This is a genomic window from Micromonospora sp. WMMD964 (assembly GCF_029581455.1).
In the GTDB taxonomy this organism is placed as follows: Bacteria; Actinomycetota; Actinomycetes; order Mycobacteriales; family Micromonosporaceae; genus Micromonospora.
Genome location: NZ_CP120860.1, coordinates 339,833 through 356,296, shown reverse-complemented (window position 1 = coordinate 356,296; position 16,464 = coordinate 339,833). Strand labels below are relative to the sequence as shown.

The following is a 16,464-nucleotide window of genomic DNA, read 5'->3' as shown; positions in this document are numbered from 1 at the left end:
GCACCGATCACCCGACGAGGCCCCCGGTATCCGCCGGGGGCCTCGTCGTGTCCGGAGCCACCCACCCCGGCTGCGACTTCGGCATGATGGGGGGATGACGACCGCACCCGGGCAGGTGCCCGTCGCGCACCAGGACCCACGTCACCCTCTCGACCCGGATCCGGCCCGTGCCACGAAGGCGCGGGCGGTCTTCGCGCTGGGGCTGCTCGGCATGCTGACCGGGCTCTTCGTCGGTGGGGTGGTGCCCGCGACGGTGGCACTGCAGTTGGCCCGGCAGGCGCGCCGTGAGGCGTACACCTCGGGGGGTTTTCTGACCGGTGCCGTCTGGCTGCGGCGGGGGGAGCGGATGGCCTGGACCGGCCTGGTGCTGTTCGCGGTCACCGTGGTCACCGCGGTGGTGATCGGCGTGGTCCGGTTGGCCGGGGCGCCGTTCGGCCACGACTACCCGACGAACATGGACTGAGCCGGCCGGTGGCCGCGCCCCGGCGGCGGCGCCCTCGGCGGTAGCCTGGCCGGTGTCCACCGTGCGGCGGTGGTGCCCTTTCGACAGGAGGACCTCGTGACGGAACCGGCGCGGCCCCCTGCGGACGAATCGGCCGCCCCTCCGGACGCGCCGACCGCGCCCGAGCCGGCCCTCTCCGCGCCGACCGCGCCCGAGCCGGCCCCTGCCGCGCCGACCCCGCCCGAGCCGGCCCCTGCTGTGTCGAGCCCGCCCGAGCCGACCTCTTCCGCGCCCGCCTCTGCGGCGCCGGGCTCGCCTGCGCCGAGTGGCTGGGAGCGGCCTGGCCCGGGTGGCGCACCGCAGCCTGCGGGTTGGGCTCCAACGCCGTCCTCCGCACCACCCCCCGGCTGGGGCCCGCCCGCGTCGGCCGGCTACCACCAGCCGTACCCGGTCTCCGGTGGGCCGACCCCGCCGCCCCCAGGCTGGGGTCCGCCGTCGTCTGGGCCTGGTGTGCCGCCGGGGTGGGGTTCGCCGTCGTCTGGGCCTGGTGTGCCGCCGGGGTGGGGTCCGCCGTCGTCTGGGCCTGGTGTGCCGCCCGGGTGGGGTCCGCCGCCGCCGGGGCGTGCGCCGGGTTGGGGTGGCATGGTCGGGCATCCGGTTCCACCCCCCACGGATGACCAGCGCCGACCGCCGAAGCGGGTCGAGACGGTTCCGGGTACGCCGTTCGGTGTCGTGCACCTGGACGTGGCGCCCGTCACGTCCGGGCTGGCCATCGGGGCGCTGGTGGCCGGCATCGCGTCGGCAGTGGTCTCGCTTCTGGTGATCTGCTTCGGGGTGACCTTCGTGGACGAGGGCGGTGCGTGGGCCTCCGGGGCGTTCGCGGTGCTCGGGGTCCTGACGGGCGTGGCGGCGGTCGTCATCGGGCTGCTGGGCCAGCGGCAGATCCGCCGGCCGGTCACTCCTCCGGCCGTCCGCTTCACCGGCCGTGGTCTGGCGGTGGCCGGGATCAGCTGCGGCGTGGCGGGAGCGGTGCTCAGCCTCCTCGGCCTGGGCCTGGCGTTGCTCCTCGCGCTGGCCTGAGCAGTTTCGCTGCCGTCGCCCCCTTCCTTGTCCAAACCCGGTGCCGGTCCGGGGCCGACGGGTGGTCCCGCGGGGAAGCCGGTACACTTGTGTTCGTAGGTGCCCATCGCGGGCGACGGGGCAGGGCGAGATCCGGCCGGCAGAGTGAGACAGGCGCCGGGCCATTCCGTTTTGACCTGGGCGGTTGTGGTAGGTACTCTTTCCCCTTGTGCCCGGGCATGCCCGGGCAACTCGTGCGTGCGCTGTTTCGGGATTTCGAGCGGCGGCACGACAGGCCAAGGATCCGGGGCGGGGCGACCCGCGTACCGGTGACAAACTCCGGTCCGCACGCGAGAGCGTCGCAACGGAGCCGTGACGAGGGCGACACGCCCGACCGCGGGTGCCGGGGTCTCCGCAAGGCGACCCTGGTCGGAATGTAGGAGAGCCGGTCATCAGGCCGGCTAACGAGCAGACGGCGCGGCCGCGGATGCGGCCGAAGGGAGCGGAGAAACCCGGTGCCCACGATCCAGCAGCTGGTCCGAAAGGGCCGCCAGGCGAAGACGACCAAGACGAAGACCCCGGCGTTGAAGGGTTCCCCTCAGCGGCGCGGCGTGTGCACCCGCGTGTACACCACCACCCCGAAGAAGCCGAACTCGGCGCTGCGCAAGGTCGCTCGCGTGAAGCTCAGCAGCCAGATCGAGGTGACCGCCTACATCCCGGGCGTCGGTCACAACCTGCAGGAGCACTCGATCGTGCTCGTCCGCGGTGGCCGGGTGAAGGACCTCCCCGGCGTGCGTTACAAGATCGTTCGCGGCTCGCTGGACACCCAGGGTGTCCGCAACCGCAAGCAGGCGCGCAGCCGTTACGGCGCGAAGAAGGAGAAGAGCTGACATGCCGCGTAAGGGACCCGCTCCGCGGCGGCCACTGGTCGCTGACCCGGTGTACAACTCGCCGCTGGTCACCCAGCTGGTGAACAAGATCCTGCTCCGCGGCAAGCGTCAGCTCGCCGAGTCCATCGTGTACGCGGCCCTCGAGGGCTGCCGCGAGAAGTCCGGCACCGACCCGGTCGTCACCCTGAAGCGGGCGATGGACAACGTCAAGCCGACCCTCGAGGTGCGCAGCCGTCGTGTCGGTGGCGCCACCTACCAGGTTCCGGTCGAGGTCCGCCCGACCCGGGCGACCACCCTGGGCCTGCGTTGGCTGGTCACCTACTCCCGCGCCCGGCGCGAGAAGACCATGGTCGAGCGGCTGATGAACGAGCTGCTGGACGCGAGCAACGGCCTCGGCGCCGCCGTCAAGCGGCGCGAGGACACGCACAAGATGGCCGAGTCGAACAAGGCCTTCGCGCACTACCGCTGGTAACACCCTGGTTCCGGCGCTCACGGGCGCCGGAACCGCCACCAGTTGAGTCGAGACGACGATAAGTAGGGATTGAAGTGGCCGCCGCAGACGCGCTCGCCAACGTACGCAACATCGGCATCATGGCGCACATCGATGCCGGTAAGACCACGACCACCGAGCGAATCCTGTTCTACACCGGTATCACGTACAAGATCGGTGAGGTCCACGAGGGCGCTGCCGTCATGGACTGGATGGAGCAGGAGCAGGAGCGTGGTATCACCATCACCTCCGCTGCTACCAAGTGTGAGTGGAAGGGCCACACGATCCAGATCATCGACACGCCTGGCCACGTCGACTTCACGGTCGAGGTCGAGCGGTCGCTGCGGGTCCTGGATGGCGCGGTCGCGGTTTACGACGGTGTCGCCGGCGTGGAGCCCCAGACGGAGAACGTCTGGCGGCAGGCCGACAAGTACAACGTCCCGCGCATGTGCTTCGTCAACAAGCTCGACCGGACCGGCGCCGACTTCTTCCGCTGCGTGCAGATGATGATCGACCGGCTGAACGCCACCCCGCTGGTGCTCCAGATCCCGATCGGGCTCGAGGGCGACCACATCGGTGTCGTCGACCTGATCGGCATGCGCGCCCTCACCTGGCGCGGGGAGACCCAGAAGGGTGAGGACTACGCGATCGAGGAGATCCCGGCCGAGCTGGCCGACTCCGCGGCCGAGTGGCGCGAGAAGCTGATGGAGACCCTGGCCGACGTCGACGACTCGGTGATGGAGAAGTACCTGGAAGGCGAGGAGGTCTCCGTCGAGGAGATCAAGGCCGCCATCCGGCGTGCCACCATCGCCGGCAAGGCCAACCCGGTGCTCTGCGGCTCGGCGTTCAAGAACAAGGGCGTGCAGCCCATGCTCGACGCCGTCGTCGACTTCCTGCCGTCGCCGCTGGACGTTCCGGCGATCGAGGGCACGGCCCCCGACGGCGAGACCCCGCTGCTGCGGAAGCCGTCCAAGGCCGAGCCCTTCTCCGGCCTGGCGTTCAAGATCCAGACCGACAAGCACCTTGGCAAGCTCACCTACGTCCGGGTCTACTCCGGCGTGGTCGAGACCGGCACCCAGGTGGTCAACTCCACCAAGGACCGCAAGGAGCGGATCGGCAAGATCTACCAGATGCACGCCAACAAGCGGGAAGAGCGCAGCTCGGCCCAGGCTGGCGACATCATCGCGGTGCAGGGTCTCAAGCAGACCACCACCGGTGACACGCTGTGCGACCCGGCGAACCCGGTCATCCTGGAGTCGATGACCTTCCCGGAGCCGGTCATCGAGGTCGCCATCGAGCCGAAGACCAAGGCCGACCAGGAGAAGCTCAGCACCGCCATCCAGCGGCTGGCCGAGGAGGACCCGACCTTCCGCGTCAAGCTGGACGAGGAGACCGGCCAGACGGTCATCGCCGGCATGGGCGAGCTGCACCTGGACATCCTGGTCGACCGGATGCGCCGCGAGTTCAACGTCGAGGCGAACATCGGTAAGCCGCAGGTGGCGTACCGCGAGACGATCCGCCGCAAGGTGGAGAAGATCGAGTACACCCACAAGAAGCAGACCGGTGGTTCGGGTCAGTACGCCCGCGTCATCGTGAGCGTCGAGCCGCTGCCGCTGGACAACGACTCGCCGACCTACGAGTTCGCGAACGCCGTCACCGGTGGCCGTGTCCCCCGGGAGTTCATCCCGTCGGTGGACGCGGGCGCCCAGGACGCCATGCAGTACGGCATCCTGGCGGGCTTCCCGCTGGTCGGTGTGAAGCTGACGCTGCTGGACGGCCAGTACCACGAGGTCGACTCCTCGGAAATGGCATTCAAGATCGCCGGCTCGATGGTGATGAAGGAGGCGGCCCGCAAGGCCGACCCCGCACTGCTCGAGCCGATGATGGCTGTTGAGGTCACCACTCCTGAGGAGAACATGGGTGACGTCATCGGCGACCTCAACTCCCGCCGCGGCATCATCCAGGCGATGGAGGAGCGCAGCGGCGCCCGCATCGTCCGGGCTCTGGTGCCGTTGTCGGAGATGTTCGGCTACGTCGGCGACCTGCGGTCGAAGACCCAGGGCCGGGCTAGCTACAGCATGCAGTTCGACTCCTACGCCGAGGTTCCGCAGAGCGTCGCGAAGGAGATCATCGCGAAGGCGACGGGCGAGTAACTGCCCCGAGCAGGTGATTCGTGGTTGGTCGCGGGAGGTTCACCCGCCCGCGGCCACCACGATCGGATCGCGTGAGACCGGGCCTGTAGGCTTCATCGCCGCAGAACCCACAAAGGCTCTCCGGCCGTCTGGCCGGAAAGGCTGTCGACAGAGTCCTAAGCGCCGACCGGCGCGCCGGGCGTACGAACCAAGAAGTCCACAGGAGGACACCAGTGGCGAAGGCTAAGTTCGAGCGGACTAAGCCGCACGTCAACATCGGCACCATTGGTCACATCGACCACGGTAAGACGACGCTGACGGCGGCCATCACCAAGGTCCTGCACGACCAGTACCCGGACCTGAACCCCTACACGCCGTTCGACGAGATCGACAAGGCGCCGGAGGAGAAGGCCCGCGGCATCACGATCTCCATCGCGCACGTCGAGTACCAGACCGAGGCGCGGCACTACGCGCACGTTGACTGCCCCGGTCACGCTGACTACATCAAGAACATGATCACCGGTGCCGCGCAGATGGACGGCGCGATCCTGGTGGTGGCGGCGACCGACGGCCCGATGCCGCAGACCCGCGAGCACGTGCTGCTGGCCCGTCAGGTCGGTGTGCCGTACATCGTCGTGGCGCTCAACAAGAGCGACATGGTCGACGACGAGGAGCTCCTGGAGCTCGTCGAGCTCGAGGTGCGCGAGCTGCTCTCCTCGCAGGAGTACCCGGGTGACGACCTGCCGGTCGTCCAGGTCTCCGCGCTGAAGGCGCTCGAGGGCGACCCGGTCTGGACCGCGAAGCTGCTCGAGCTGATGAGCGCGGTCGACACCGCGATCCCGCAGCCGGAGCGCGAGACCGAGAAGCCGTTCCTCATGCCCGTCGAGGATGTGTTCACGATCACCGGTCGTGGCACCGTCGTCACCGGTCGTGTCGAGCGTGGCGTCCTGCTCCCGAACGAGGACGTCGAGGTCGTCGGCATCCGCGAGAAGGGCTTCAAGACCAAGGTCACCGCGATCGAGATGTTCCGGAAGACCCTGGACGACGCCCGCGCAGGTGAGAACGTCGGCCTGCTGCTGCGTGGCACCAAGCGCGAGGACGTCGAGCGCGGCATGGTCGTCATCAAGCCGGGCACGACCACCCCGCACACGGAGTTCGAGGCGACGGTCTACATCCTCTCCAAGGAGGAGGGTGGCCGCCACACCCCGTTCTTCCAGAACTACCGTCCGCAGTTCTACTTCCGGACCACGGACGTCACCGGTGTCGTCACCCTCCCCGAGGGCACCGAGATGGTCATGCCGGGTGACAACACCACCATGTCGGTGAAGCTGATCCAGCCCATCGCCATGGAGGAGAACCTCAAGTTCGCGATCCGCGAGGGTGGCCGCACCGTCGGCGCCGGGTTCGTCACCAAGATCGTCAAGTGAACTAGGTAACCCCGATTAGACCCGCCGCCGGTCGTGCGGCATACTAGTCAGGTTGCGTAACGACAGTTCGTCGCCTGTGTTCGGCTTTCGCTGAACCTCCGGGTGGCGAGACAGTCGAGCGTGGGGTGGTTGGCGGCCCAGTCGCCAACCACCCTCGCACGGCGTTCAGGTCGCGGTAAGCGATCGGCGCCTTGACCCACCGCGCGGTCAAGCACCACTCCGGAACCATGGGGCGGAGCTCGGCCCGAGGGCGCGACACGCCCGACCGCGGGGGTCGGCGAAGTGGGCCTGTACCAGCCGGTACAGGCGCCCGCAACACAGCGGCATCGAGAGAAGGAACAGAAGCCACCATGGCGGGACAGAAGATCCGCATCCGGCTCAAGGCCTATGACCACGAGGTCGTCGACTCCTCGGCTCGGAAGATCGTCGAGACGGTGACGCGCACCGGGGCGCAGGTCGCGGGCCCGGTGCCGCTGCCCACGGAGATCAACCGTTTCTGCGTTATCCGCTCGCCGCACAAGTACAAGGACTCGCGCGAGCACTTCGAGATGCGCACGCACAAGCGGCTGATCGACATCATCGACCCGACCCCGAAGACGGTCGACTCGCTCATGCGCCTCGACCTGCCGGCTGGCGTCGACATCGAGATCAAGCTGTAGGGACCGGACAAATGGACAGGCAAGTCAAGGGGATCCTGGGCGCCAAGCTCGGCATGACCCAGGTCTGGGACAACAACCGCGTTGTTCCCGTGACCGTGGTCGAGGCCGGCCCGTGCGTCATCAGCCAGGTTCGTAGCGCCGAGAAGGACGGTTACTCCGCGGTCCAGCTGGCCTACGGCAACATCGACCCGCGCAAGGTCAAGAAGCCGGTCAGCGGGCACTACGCCAAGGCGGACGTGGCGCCGCGCCGGCACATCGTCGAGCTGCGCACCACGGACGCCGCGGAATACTCGCTCGGCCAGGAAGTCACCGTCGAGGAGTTCCCGGCCGGCGTCGTCATCGACGTCACCGGCAAGACCAAGGGCAAGGGCTACGCCGGCCCGATGAAGCGGCACGGCTTCCACGGTCTGGGCGCCGGCCACGGTGTCGAGCGCAAGCACCGCTCGCCCGGTTCCATCGGTGCCTGCGCCACGCCGGGTCGTGTCTTCAAGGGCACCCGGATGGCCGGCCGGATGGGTGGCGTGCGGTACACCGTGCAGAACCTCACCGTCCAGGCGGTCGACACCGAGAACAACCTGCTGCTCGTCCGGGGTGCCATCCCCGGTCCGAAGGGCGCGCTCGTTCTGGTCCGTACCGCGGCGAAGAGCAAGGTGAAGAAGGGCGGTGCGGCCAAGTGACCACCGTTGACGTGCGCACCGTCGAAGGCACCACCAGCAGCTCGGTCGAGCTGCCGGCGGACATCTTCGACGTGCAGGCCAACGTCGCGCTGATGCACCAGGTCGTGGTGGCCCAGCTCGCGGCGGCCCGACAGGGCACGCACAAGGCCAAGACCCGCGGCGAGGTCGCCGGTGGCGGCAAGAAGCCGTACAAGCAGAAGGGCACCGGTCGCGCCCGGCAGGGCTCGATCCGCGCGCCGCAGTTCGCCGGCGGTGGCGTCGTGCACGGTCCCGTGCCGCGTGACTACAGCCAGCGGACCCCGAAGAAGATGAAGGCCGCCGCTCTGCGGGGCGCCCTCTCCGACCGGGCCCGCGCCGGGCAGGTGCACGTCGTCGAGGCGTTCGTCTCGGGCGAGAAGCCGTCGACCAAGGCGGCCCTGGCCACGCTCGCCAAGCTCACCGAGGCCCGTCGGGTCCTGGTCGTGCTGAGCAGCACCGACGAGCTGAACTGGGTGTCGCTGCGCAACGAGCCGCGCGTGCACCTGATCGAGTCCGGCCAGCTGAACACGTACGACGTGCTCGTGGCCGACGACGTGGTCTTCACCAAGGACGCCCTGGACGAGTTCCTGGGCGTGCCCGCCGAGACCACCGAGGAGGGTGGCAAGTGAGCACGATCGCCGACCCGCGCGACATCATCGTGGCGCCGGTCGTCTCGGAGAAGAGCTACAGCGAGCTGAACCGGAACTGGTACACCTTCCTGGTGCACCCGGACGCGAACAAGACCGAGATCAAGATCGCTATCCAGCAGATCTTCAACGTCCGCGTCCTGACGGTCAACACGCTCAACCGCCAGGGTAAGCGCAAGCGCACCAAGACCGGCTTCGGTCAGCGCAAGGCGACCAAGCGGGCGATCGTGAAGCTGGCTGACGGTGACCGCATCGAGGCCTTCGGCGGCCCGGTCAGCTGAGGGGTGTAGACAATGGCTATCCGTAAGTACAAGCCGACGACGCCGGGCCGACGTGGCTCCAGTGTCGCTGACTTCGCCGAGATCACCCGGTCCACGCCGGAGAAGTCGCTGCTGGCTCCGCTGCCGAAGAAGGGCGGGCGTAACGCCCACGGCCGGATCACCACGCGGCACCACGGCGGTGGTCACAAGCGCCAGTACCGTCTGATCGACTTCAAGCGGGTCGACAAGGACGGCGTGCCGGCGAAGGTCGCTCACATCGAGTACGACCCCAACCGCACCGCGCGCATCGCGCTGCTGCACTACGCCGACGGCGAGAAGCGGTACATCATCGCGCCGAAGGACCTGAAGCAGGGCGACCGCGTCGAGTCCGGTCCGGGCGCCGACATCAAGCCCGGCAACAACCTGCCGCTGCGCAACATCCCGGTCGGTACCACGATCCACAACGTGGAGCTGCGTCCGGGCGGCGGGGCCAAGCTGGCCCGTTCCGCCGGCGTCGGCATCCAGCTGCTCGGTCGTGAGGGCGCGTACGCGACCCTGCGTATGCCGTCCGGCGAGATCCGGCGGGTGGACGTGCGCTGCCGCGCCAGCGTCGGCGAGATCGGCAACGCCGATCAGTCGAACATCAACTGGGGCAAGGCCGGCCGGATGCGGTGGAAGGGCAAGCGCCCGACCGTCCGTGGTGTCGCCATGAACCCGGTCGACCACCCGCACGGTGGTGGTGAGGGTAAGACCTCCGGTGGTCGCCACCCGGTCAACCCGCAGGGTAAGCCCGAGGGCCGCACCCGCCGTAAGGGCCAGCCGAGTGACCGGCTGATCGTCCGCCGTCGCTACGCCACGCGTAAGCGCGGCTGAGGGAGATAAGACATGCCTCGCAGCCTGAAGAAGGGCCCGTTCGTCGACGACCACCTGCTCAAGAAGGTGGAAGTTCAGAACGACAAGGGCTCCAAGAACGTGATCAAGACCTGGTCGCGGCGCTCGACGATCATCCCCGAGATGCTGGGGCACACGATCGCCGTGCACGACGGACGCAAGCACGTCCCGGTGTTCGTGACCGAGGCGATGGTCGGGCACAAGCTCGGCGAGTTCGCGCTGACCCGCACGTTCAAGGGTCACGAGAAGGACGACCGGAAGAGCCGTCGGCGCTGACGCCGCGGGCATACGGATAGAGGGAACAAGGGGTTACAGCGATGCCAGGAAAGGGCGACGCTCCGGTGCTTCCGGGCGCGCGGGCGGTTGCGCGGCACGTGCGCATCTCGCCGATGAAGGCGCGCCGGGTGGTCAACCTCGTCCGCGGCCTGCCCGCGAAGGAGGCGCTCACGGTGCTGCAGTTCGCGCCGCAGGCTGCGAGCGAGCAGGTGTACAAGGTGCTCGCTAGCGCGATCGCCAACGCGGAGAACAACGAGCGGCTGGACCCCGACGCGCTGCTCGTCAGCGAGGCCTTCGTGGACGAGGGCCCGACGATGAAGCGGTTCCAGCCGCGGGCCCAGGGTCGGGCCTACCGCATCCGCAAGCGCACGTGCCACATCACCGTGGCGGTCGAAGCGGTCGCGCCGGCAGCACCGAGGAAGGCCGCGGCTAAGAAGGCCGCCCCGGCCACGGAGGCCGCACCGGCCGAAGCGCAGAGCAAGACGGAGGACGCCGAGTAATGGGTCAGAAGGTTCACCCCACTGGGTTCCGGCTCGGCATCTCGACCGACTGGAAGTCCCGCTGGTTCGCGGACAAGCTCTACAAGGACTACATCGGCGAGGATGTCAAGATCCGCCGCATGATGTCCAAGGGCCTCGAGCGCGCCGGGATCTCCAAGGTCGACATCGAGCGCACCCGCGACCGGGTTCGGGTCGACATCCACACCGCCCGGCCGGGCATCGTCATCGGCCGTAAGGGTGCGGAGGCCGACCGGATCCGCGGCGAGCTGGAGAAGCTCACCGGCAAGCAGGTCCAGCTGAACATCATCGAGGTGAAGAACCCCGAGTCGGACGCTCAGCTCGTCGCGCAGGGCGTGGCCGAGCAGCTGTCCAGCCGGGTCAGCTTCCGTCGGGCGATGCGCAAGGCCATGCAGTCGGCGATGAAGAACCCGGTCTGCAAGGGCATCCGGGTTCAGGTCTCGGGTCGCCTCGGCGGCGCCGAGATGAGCCGGACCGAGTTCTACCGTGAGGGCCGGGTTCCGCTGCACACGCTGCGGGCCAACATCGAGTACGGCTTCTTCGAGGCCCGTACCACGTTCGGTCGGATCGGTGTGAAGGTCTGGATCTACAAGGGCGACGCCGTTCCGGGCCGGGAGGCTCCGGCCGAGGCCGGTCCGTCCCGCCCGCGTCGTGGTGAGCGTGGCGACCGTCCCGAGCGTCCGCGCCGTGGCCGGTCGGGTTCGTCCGGCACCACGGCTGGTGGCACCGAGGCCGGCCGGGCTGCTGCGACCACCATCGCGCAGCAGGCCGAGACGCCGAGCGGCGAGCCGGTCGACAGCTCCGCTGTCGCCGCCGCGGCTGCTCCGGCAGAAACGCAGCAGGAGGGCTGACAGATGCTGATGCCGCGCAAGCCCCCGAAGGGCTTCCGCAAGCCGCACCACCCGGACCGCAGTGGCGCGTCCAAGGGTGGTAACCGGGTGGTGTTCGGCGAGTTCGGGATCCAGGCTCTCGAGCCGGCGTACGTGACGAACCGGCAGATCGAGTCGGCACGTATCGCGATGACTCGCCACATCAAGCGTGGTGGCAAGGTCTGGATCACGATCTTCCCGGACCAGGCCCTCACCAAGAAGCCGGCCGAGACCCGGATGGGTTCCGGTAAGGGTTCGCCCGAGTGGTGGGTCGCCAACGTCAAGCCGGGGCGGGTTCTCTTCGAGATGTCCTTCCCCAACGAGCAGACCGCGCGAGAGGCCATGCGTCGCGCGATCCACAAGCTCCCGATGAAGTGCCGCATTGTTACGCGCGAAGTGGGTGAATCCTGATGGCAGCGGGCGTTAAGGCGACCGAGCTGCGTGAGCTCTCCGAGGAGGAGCTGGTCACGAAGCTGCGGGAGGCCAAGGCGGAGCTGTTCAACCTCCGCGTGCAGGCCGCAACCGGGCAGCTCGACAACAACCGGCGGCTGCAGGTCATCCGTCGGGAGATCGCCCGGATCTACACGATCATGCGCGAGCGCGAGCTGGGGCTCTCGGCCGCGCCGACTGAGGTGACTGCATCATGACCGAAGAGACCGCCACCACCGCGCGCTCGCGCCGCAAGGTCCGTGAGGGCCTGGTGGTCAGCGACAAGATGGACAAGACCGTCGTGGTCGAGGTCGAGGACCGGGTTCGGCACGCGCTGTACGGCAAGATCATGCGTCGTACGAGCAAGCTGAAGGTGCACGACGAGCAGAACGCCGCTGGCACCGGTGACCGGGTTCTCATCATGGAGACCCGGCCGCTGAGCGCCACCAAGCGTTGGCGGATCGTGGAGATCCTGGAAAAGGCCAAGTAGCGAAGGCTCGAGCTCGCCCGGCGTTGCGTCGGGCGTAGGTTCCGCCAGGCTCCGGCCGCCACGGCGGCCGGAGAACCGGCAGACATAGGAGATAGACGTGATTCAGCAGGAGTCGCGACTGCGCGTCGCCGACAACACGGGTGCTCGGGAGATCCTGTGCATCCGGGTTCTCGGTGGCTCGGGTCGGCGCTACGCGAGCATCGGCGACGTCATCGTGGCCACGGTCAAGGACGCCATCCCGGGTGCCGGTGTGAAGAAGGGCGACGTCGTCAAGGCGGTCGTCGTTCGCACGGCCAAGGAGAAGCGGCGGCCGGACGGCTCGTACATCCGCTTCGACGAGAACGCCGCCGTCATCATCAAGGACGGCGGGGACCCGCGTGGTACCCGCATCTTCGGCCCGGTGGGCCGGGAGCTGCGGGACAAGCGGTTCATGAAGATTATTTCCCTCGCGCCGGAGGTGTTGTGACCGTGAAGGTCAAGAAGGGCGACACGGTCGTCGTCATCGCCGGCAAGGACAAGGGTGCCAAGGGCAAGGTCATCGCGGCCTACCCGCGGCAGGACAAGGTCCTGGTCGAGGGCGTGAACCGGGTCAAGAAGCACACCCGCATCAGCACCACCCAGCGTGGCGCCAAGACCGGCGGCATCGTCACCCAGGAGGCCCCGATCCACGTCTCGAACGTGCAGGTCCTGGACTCCGACGGCAAGCCGACCCGCGTCGGTTACCGGATCGACGACAACGGCCAGAAGGTCCGCATCGCGCGTAGCACCGGTAAGGACCTGTGATGACCACGGCTACCGAAAAGACCATGCCGCGCCTCAAGGAGCGGTACCGCAACGAGATCGTGGCCCAGCTGCGCGAGCAGCACAGCTACGGCAACCCCATGCAGGTGCCGCGGCTGGTCAAGATCGTCGTCAACATGGGTGTCGGCGAGGCTGCTCGCGACGCCAAGCTGATCGACGGCGCGGTCCGTGACCTCGCCACGATCACCGGCCAGAAGCCGCAGGTGCGGCGGGCGACCAAGTCCATCGCGCAGTTCAAGCTGCGTGAGGGCATGCCGATCGGCGCGAAGGTCACCCTTCGCGGTGACCGGATGTGGGAGTTCCTGGACCGGCTGCTCTCCATCGCGCTGCCGCGTATCCGCGACTTCCGCGGTCTGGACGGGCGCAAGCTGGACGGGCACGGCAACTACACGTTCGGTCTGACCGAGCAGTCGGTGTTCCACGAGATCGATCAGGACAAGATCGATCGGCAGCGGGGCATGGACATCACGGTGGTCACGACCGCCACGACCGACGACGAGGGCCGGGCGCTGCTCAAGCTCCTGGGCTTCCCGTTCAAGGAGAACTGAGATGGCCAAGAAGGCGCTGATCATCAAGGCGGCCGCGAAGCCGAAGTTCTCGGTTCGCGCGTACACCCGCTGCCAGCGGTGCGGGCGTCCGAAGGCGGTCTACCGCAAGTTCGGGCTCTGCCGGGTCTGCATCCGGGAGATGGCTCACCGCGGTGAGCTGCCGGGCGTGTCCAAGGCTTCCTGGTAAGGGCGACCGCGTCCCGGCCGTCGGCCGGGAACTCCTGCACCGATTAGGTATTGCTCTTCGCCGTAGGCCCGGGGCTGATGCCCCGGGAACCCCGGCGAGAAAGGCTGACGAAATCCATGACGATGACCGACCCGATCGCAGACATGCTCACGCGTCTGCGTAACGCCAACCAGGCGTACCACGATCAGGTGAAGATGCCCTACTCCAAGATCAAGGCGAACATCGCCGAGGTCCTGAAGGCCGAGGGTTACATCGCCACCTGGTCGGTCGAGGAGCCCGAGGAGGGCGCCGTCGGCAAGCGACTGGTCGTCGAGCTGAAGTACGGCCAGAACCGCGAGCGGAGCCTGGCCGGCATCAAGCGAGTGTCCAAGCCCGGTCTCCGGGTGTACGCCAAGTCGGACGGGCTCCCGCGGGTGCTCGGCGGGCTCGGCGTGGCGATCATTTCGACGTCCCAGGGGCTGCTGACCGACCGGCAGGCCCGCAAGCGGAGCGTTGGCGGGGAAGTCCTCGCCTTCGTCTGGTAACGGGAGACAGGTAGAAATGTCGCGAATTGGACGTAAGTCGATCCCGGTGCCAGCCGGCGTCGACATCACGATTTCCGGGCAGACCGTCACGGTCAAGGGCCCCAAGGGCCAGCTTGAGCACACCCTCGCCGAGCCGATCACGATCGAGCGGGCCGAGGATGGGCAGCTGAGCGTCAACCGGCCGAACGACGAGCGCAAGGCCAAGGAACTCCACGGCCTCAGCCGTACGTTGATCGCCAACATGATCGTCGGTGTCACCGAGGGCTACCGCAAGAGCCTGGAGATCGCCGGCACCGGTTACCGGGTGACCGCCAAGGGTTCGGACCTCGAGTTCGCGCTCGGGTTCTCGCACCCGGTGGTCGTCTCCGCCCCGGCGGGCATCACCTTCACGGTGGAGCGGCCGACCCTGTTCCACGTTGCCGGCATCAACAAGCAGCAGGTCGGTGAGGTCGCCGCCAACATCCGGAAGATCCGCCCGCCGGAGCCCTACAAGGGCAAGGGCGTCAAGTACCAGGGCGAGGTCATCCGCCGCAAGGCCGGAAAGGCAGGTAAGAAGTGAGCGCCACGCTGCTCAAGCGCCGCCGCGGTGTCGCCGCCAAGCGCGCCGTCGGGCGTGCGCGTCGACACTTCCGCGTCCGCAAGAACGTCACCGGTACGGCCGAGCGTCCGCGCCTGGTCGTCACCCGTTCGCTGCGGCACATGGTCGCCCAGGTCGTCGACGACACCAAGGGTCACACCCTGGCGTCGGCGTCGACCCTGGACGCCTCGCTGCGCGGTGCGGAGGGCGACAAGAGCGCCCTCGCCGGCAAGGTGGGCGCTCTGCTCGCCGAGCGGGCCAAGGCCGCTGGCGTCTCCAAGGTCGTCTTCGACCGCGGTGGCAACCGGTACGCGGGGCGGGTCGCCGCGCTTGCCGACGCCGCCCGCGAAGCCGGGCTCGAGTTCTAACAACCCCGTCACGAGAGATAAGGAAGGCTGCTGATGCCAGGTCAACAGCGCCGTGGCGGCGGGTCCGGTGGCAACGAGGGTGGTCGCCGCGACAACCGCCGTGAGGGCGGCCGCGGAAACGCGCCCGTCGAGAAGACCCCGCACCTCGAGCGGGTCGTCGCGATCAACCGCGTCGCCAAGGTCGTGAAGGGTGGTCGTCGCTTCAGCTTCACCGCCCTGGTGATCGTGGGCGACGGCGACGGCACGGTCGGCGTGGGCTACGGAAAGGCCAAGGAGGTGCCCGCGGCCATCGCCAAGGGTGTCGAGGAGGCCAAGAAGCACTTCTTCAAGGTTCCGCGTATCGGCCAGTCGATCCCGCACCCGGTGACGGGTGAGGACGCCGCTGGCGTGGTGCTGCTCAAGCCGGCCTCGGCCGGTACGGGTGTCATCGCCGGTGGTCCGGTGCGCGCCGTGCTGGAGTGCGCCGGTATCCACGACGTGCTCTCCAAGAGCCTCGGCTCGTCGAACCCGATCAACATCGTGCACGCCACCGTGGCGGCCCTGAAGGGGCTCGAGTCCCCCGAGCAGGTCGCGTCGCGTCGTGGTCTGCCGGTGGAGGACGTCGCGCCGGCCGCCATGCTGGCGTCGCGGGCGGGGGTGGCGTCCTGATGGCACGCCTGAAGGTCACCCAGCTCCGGTCCGGTATCGGGACCAAGCAGAACCAGCGTGACTCGCTGCGTTCGCTCGGTCTCAAGCGGATCAACGACGTGGTGGTCAAGGAGGACCGGCCCGAGATCCGCGGCATGATCTTCACGGTCAACCACCTCGTGAAGGTCGAGGAGGTCGAGTAATGACGATCAAGGTGCATCACCTGCGCCCGGCACCCGGATCCAAGACCGCGAAGACCCGTGTGGGTCGCGGTGAGGGGTCCAAGGGCAAGACCGCCGGTCGCGGTACCAAGGGTTCCAAGGCCCGCAAGAACATCTCGGCGGCGTTCGAGGGTGGGCAGATGCCCATCCACATGCGCCTGCCGAAGATGAAGGGCTTCAAGAACAAGTTCAAGGTGGTCTTCCAGGTTGTCAACCTGGACCGACTCGCTGAGCTGTTCCCGAACGGTGGCCAGGTCGGCCCGCTGGAGCTGGTCGAGGCCGGCGCGGTCCGCAAGGGTCACCCGGTCAAGGTCCTCGGCACCGGGGACCTCGGCGGTGTGGCGCTCCAGGTGTCCGCGCACGCGTTCAGTGCGTCGGCCAAGGAGAAGATCGCTGCCGCCGGTGGCTCCGTCACCGAGCTGTAAGGCGTAGGACCA

The 16,464-nt window shown here is 68.3% G+C and carries 27 protein-coding genes; all 27 read left to right on the top strand.

Features of this window, described 5'->3' with window-relative positions:
- Positions 1-94 precede the first annotated feature (94 nt).
- The 27 genes from O7616_RS01670 (at position 95) to rplO (ending at position 16,452) form a co-directional block, all read left to right on the top strand.
- Complete coding sequence (locus O7616_RS01670; protein WP_282305327.1) at positions 95-463, top strand: hypothetical protein; 369 nt, start codon at positions 95-97, stop codon at positions 461-463.
- 621 nt (positions 464-1,084) lie between these two features.
- Complete coding sequence (locus tag O7616_RS01665) at positions 1,085-1,522, top strand: phage holin family protein (RefSeq protein ID WP_282264462.1); 438 nt, start codon at positions 1,085-1,087, stop codon at positions 1,520-1,522.
- 494 nt (positions 1,523-2,016) lie between these two features.
- A complete protein-coding gene (rpsL, locus tag O7616_RS01660) occupies positions 2,017-2,391 on the top strand; it encodes a 30S ribosomal protein S12 (RefSeq protein WP_007465318.1) in 375 nt (124 codons plus the stop codon).
- A gap of 1 nt (position 2,392) precedes the next feature.
- Positions 2,393-2,863, top strand: a complete 471-nt coding sequence (gene rpsG, locus O7616_RS01655) for a 30S ribosomal protein S7 (protein WP_007465317.1) — start codon at positions 2,393-2,395, stop codon at positions 2,861-2,863.
- A gap of 74 nt (positions 2,864-2,937) precedes the next feature.
- Positions 2,938-5,034, top strand: coding sequence for an elongation factor G (gene fusA / locus O7616_RS01650; RefSeq protein ID WP_088987572.1), 2,097 nt, complete (start codon positions 2,938-2,940; stop codon positions 5,032-5,034).
- Between the two features lie 212 nt (positions 5,035-5,246).
- On the top strand, positions 5,247-6,440 hold the full coding sequence (tuf, locus tag O7616_RS01645) for an elongation factor Tu (protein WP_282264463.1): 1,194 nt from the start codon (positions 5,247-5,249) through the stop codon (positions 6,438-6,440).
- Positions 6,441-6,790: 350 nt separating this feature from the next.
- Positions 6,791-7,099, top strand: coding sequence for a 30S ribosomal protein S10 (rpsJ, locus tag O7616_RS01640; RefSeq protein ID WP_007073037.1), 309 nt, complete (start codon positions 6,791-6,793; stop codon positions 7,097-7,099).
- Positions 7,100-7,110: 11 nt separating this feature from the next.
- Complete coding sequence (gene rplC, locus O7616_RS01635) at positions 7,111-7,776, top strand: 50S ribosomal protein L3 (RefSeq protein WP_282264464.1); 666 nt, start codon at positions 7,111-7,113, stop codon at positions 7,774-7,776.
- Complete coding sequence (rplD, locus tag O7616_RS01630) at positions 7,773-8,423, top strand: 50S ribosomal protein L4 (protein WP_088987575.1); 651 nt, start codon at positions 7,773-7,775, stop codon at positions 8,421-8,423. Before rplC ends, rplD begins: the two co-directional genes overlap by 4 nt.
- Complete coding sequence (rplW, locus tag O7616_RS01625) at positions 8,420-8,722, top strand: 50S ribosomal protein L23 (RefSeq protein ID WP_007465304.1); 303 nt, start codon at positions 8,420-8,422, stop codon at positions 8,720-8,722. Before rplD ends, rplW begins: the two co-directional genes overlap by 4 nt.
- Before the next feature lie 12 nt (positions 8,723-8,734).
- A complete protein-coding gene (gene rplB, locus O7616_RS01620; RefSeq protein WP_088987576.1) occupies positions 8,735-9,574 on the top strand; it encodes a 50S ribosomal protein L2 in 840 nt (279 codons plus the stop codon).
- Positions 9,575-9,586: 12 nt separating this feature from the next.
- The gene (gene rpsS / locus O7616_RS01615; protein WP_007465299.1) at positions 9,587-9,868 is read left to right on the top strand and encodes a 30S ribosomal protein S19; all 282 of its coding nucleotides are present in this window, start codon (positions 9,587-9,589) and stop codon (positions 9,866-9,868) included.
- 41 nt (positions 9,869-9,909) lie between these two features.
- A complete protein-coding gene (gene rplV, locus O7616_RS01610) occupies positions 9,910-10,368 on the top strand; it encodes a 50S ribosomal protein L22 (RefSeq protein WP_007465297.1) in 459 nt (152 codons plus the stop codon).
- Entirely contained in the window at positions 10,368-11,237 is an 870-nt protein-coding gene (gene rpsC, locus O7616_RS01605; protein WP_145778898.1) for a 30S ribosomal protein S3, read from the top strand. Before rplV ends, rpsC begins: the two co-directional genes overlap by 1 nt.
- Before the next feature lie 3 nt (positions 11,238-11,240).
- A complete protein-coding gene (rplP, locus tag O7616_RS01600; protein WP_053653940.1) occupies positions 11,241-11,666 on the top strand; it encodes a 50S ribosomal protein L16 in 426 nt (141 codons plus the stop codon).
- Positions 11,666-11,902 carry a 50S ribosomal protein L29 gene (rpmC, locus tag O7616_RS01595; protein ID WP_007465283.1) on the top strand — a complete coding sequence of 79 codons (237 nt, stop codon included), beginning with the start codon at positions 11,666-11,668 and terminating at the stop codon, positions 11,900-11,902. Before rplP ends, rpmC begins: the two co-directional genes overlap by 1 nt.
- Complete coding sequence (gene rpsQ, locus O7616_RS01590) at positions 11,899-12,174, top strand: 30S ribosomal protein S17 (protein ID WP_278141718.1); 276 nt, start codon at positions 11,899-11,901, stop codon at positions 12,172-12,174. Before rpmC ends, rpsQ begins: the two co-directional genes overlap by 4 nt.
- 97 nt (positions 12,175-12,271) lie before the next feature.
- A complete protein-coding gene (gene rplN, locus O7616_RS01585) occupies positions 12,272-12,640 on the top strand; it encodes a 50S ribosomal protein L14 (RefSeq protein WP_007073026.1) in 369 nt (122 codons plus the stop codon).
- Positions 12,637-12,957, top strand: coding sequence for a 50S ribosomal protein L24 (gene rplX / locus O7616_RS01580; RefSeq protein ID WP_007465276.1), 321 nt, complete (start codon positions 12,637-12,639; stop codon positions 12,955-12,957). Before rplN ends, rplX begins: the two co-directional genes overlap by 4 nt.
- Complete coding sequence (rplE, locus tag O7616_RS01575; protein WP_088987580.1) at positions 12,957-13,523, top strand: 50S ribosomal protein L5; 567 nt, start codon at positions 12,957-12,959, stop codon at positions 13,521-13,523. The genes rplX and rplE overlap by 1 nt, the downstream gene beginning before the upstream one ends.
- Position 13,524: 1 nt before the next feature.
- Positions 13,525-13,710 carry a type Z 30S ribosomal protein S14 gene (locus O7616_RS01570; protein ID WP_007465272.1) on the top strand — a complete coding sequence of 62 codons (186 nt, stop codon included), beginning with the start codon at positions 13,525-13,527 and terminating at the stop codon, positions 13,708-13,710.
- Positions 13,711-13,826: 116 nt separating this feature from the next.
- Positions 13,827-14,234, top strand: a complete 408-nt coding sequence (rpsH, locus tag O7616_RS01565) for a 30S ribosomal protein S8 (protein WP_007465270.1) — start codon at positions 13,827-13,829, stop codon at positions 14,232-14,234.
- Positions 14,235-14,250: 16 nt separating this feature from the next.
- The gene (gene rplF, locus O7616_RS01560) at positions 14,251-14,793 is read left to right on the top strand and encodes a 50S ribosomal protein L6 (RefSeq protein WP_282305326.1); all 543 of its coding nucleotides are present in this window, start codon (positions 14,251-14,253) and stop codon (positions 14,791-14,793) included.
- On the top strand, positions 14,790-15,179 hold the full coding sequence (gene rplR / locus O7616_RS01555) for a 50S ribosomal protein L18 (protein ID WP_203148342.1): 390 nt from the start codon (positions 14,790-14,792) through the stop codon (positions 15,177-15,179). The genes rplF and rplR overlap by 4 nt, the downstream gene beginning before the upstream one ends.
- A gap of 33 nt (positions 15,180-15,212) precedes the next feature.
- The gene (gene rpsE / locus O7616_RS01550) at positions 15,213-15,827 is read left to right on the top strand and encodes a 30S ribosomal protein S5 (RefSeq protein ID WP_282264466.1); all 615 of its coding nucleotides are present in this window, start codon (positions 15,213-15,215) and stop codon (positions 15,825-15,827) included.
- Positions 15,827-16,009, top strand: coding sequence for a 50S ribosomal protein L30 (gene rpmD, locus O7616_RS01545; protein WP_030329904.1), 183 nt, complete (start codon positions 15,827-15,829; stop codon positions 16,007-16,009). Before rpsE ends, rpmD begins: the two co-directional genes overlap by 1 nt.
- The gene (rplO, locus tag O7616_RS01540; protein ID WP_088987584.1) at positions 16,009-16,452 is read left to right on the top strand and encodes a 50S ribosomal protein L15; all 444 of its coding nucleotides are present in this window, start codon (positions 16,009-16,011) and stop codon (positions 16,450-16,452) included. Before rpmD ends, rplO begins: the two co-directional genes overlap by 1 nt.
- Positions 16,453-16,464 lie beyond the last annotated feature (12 nt).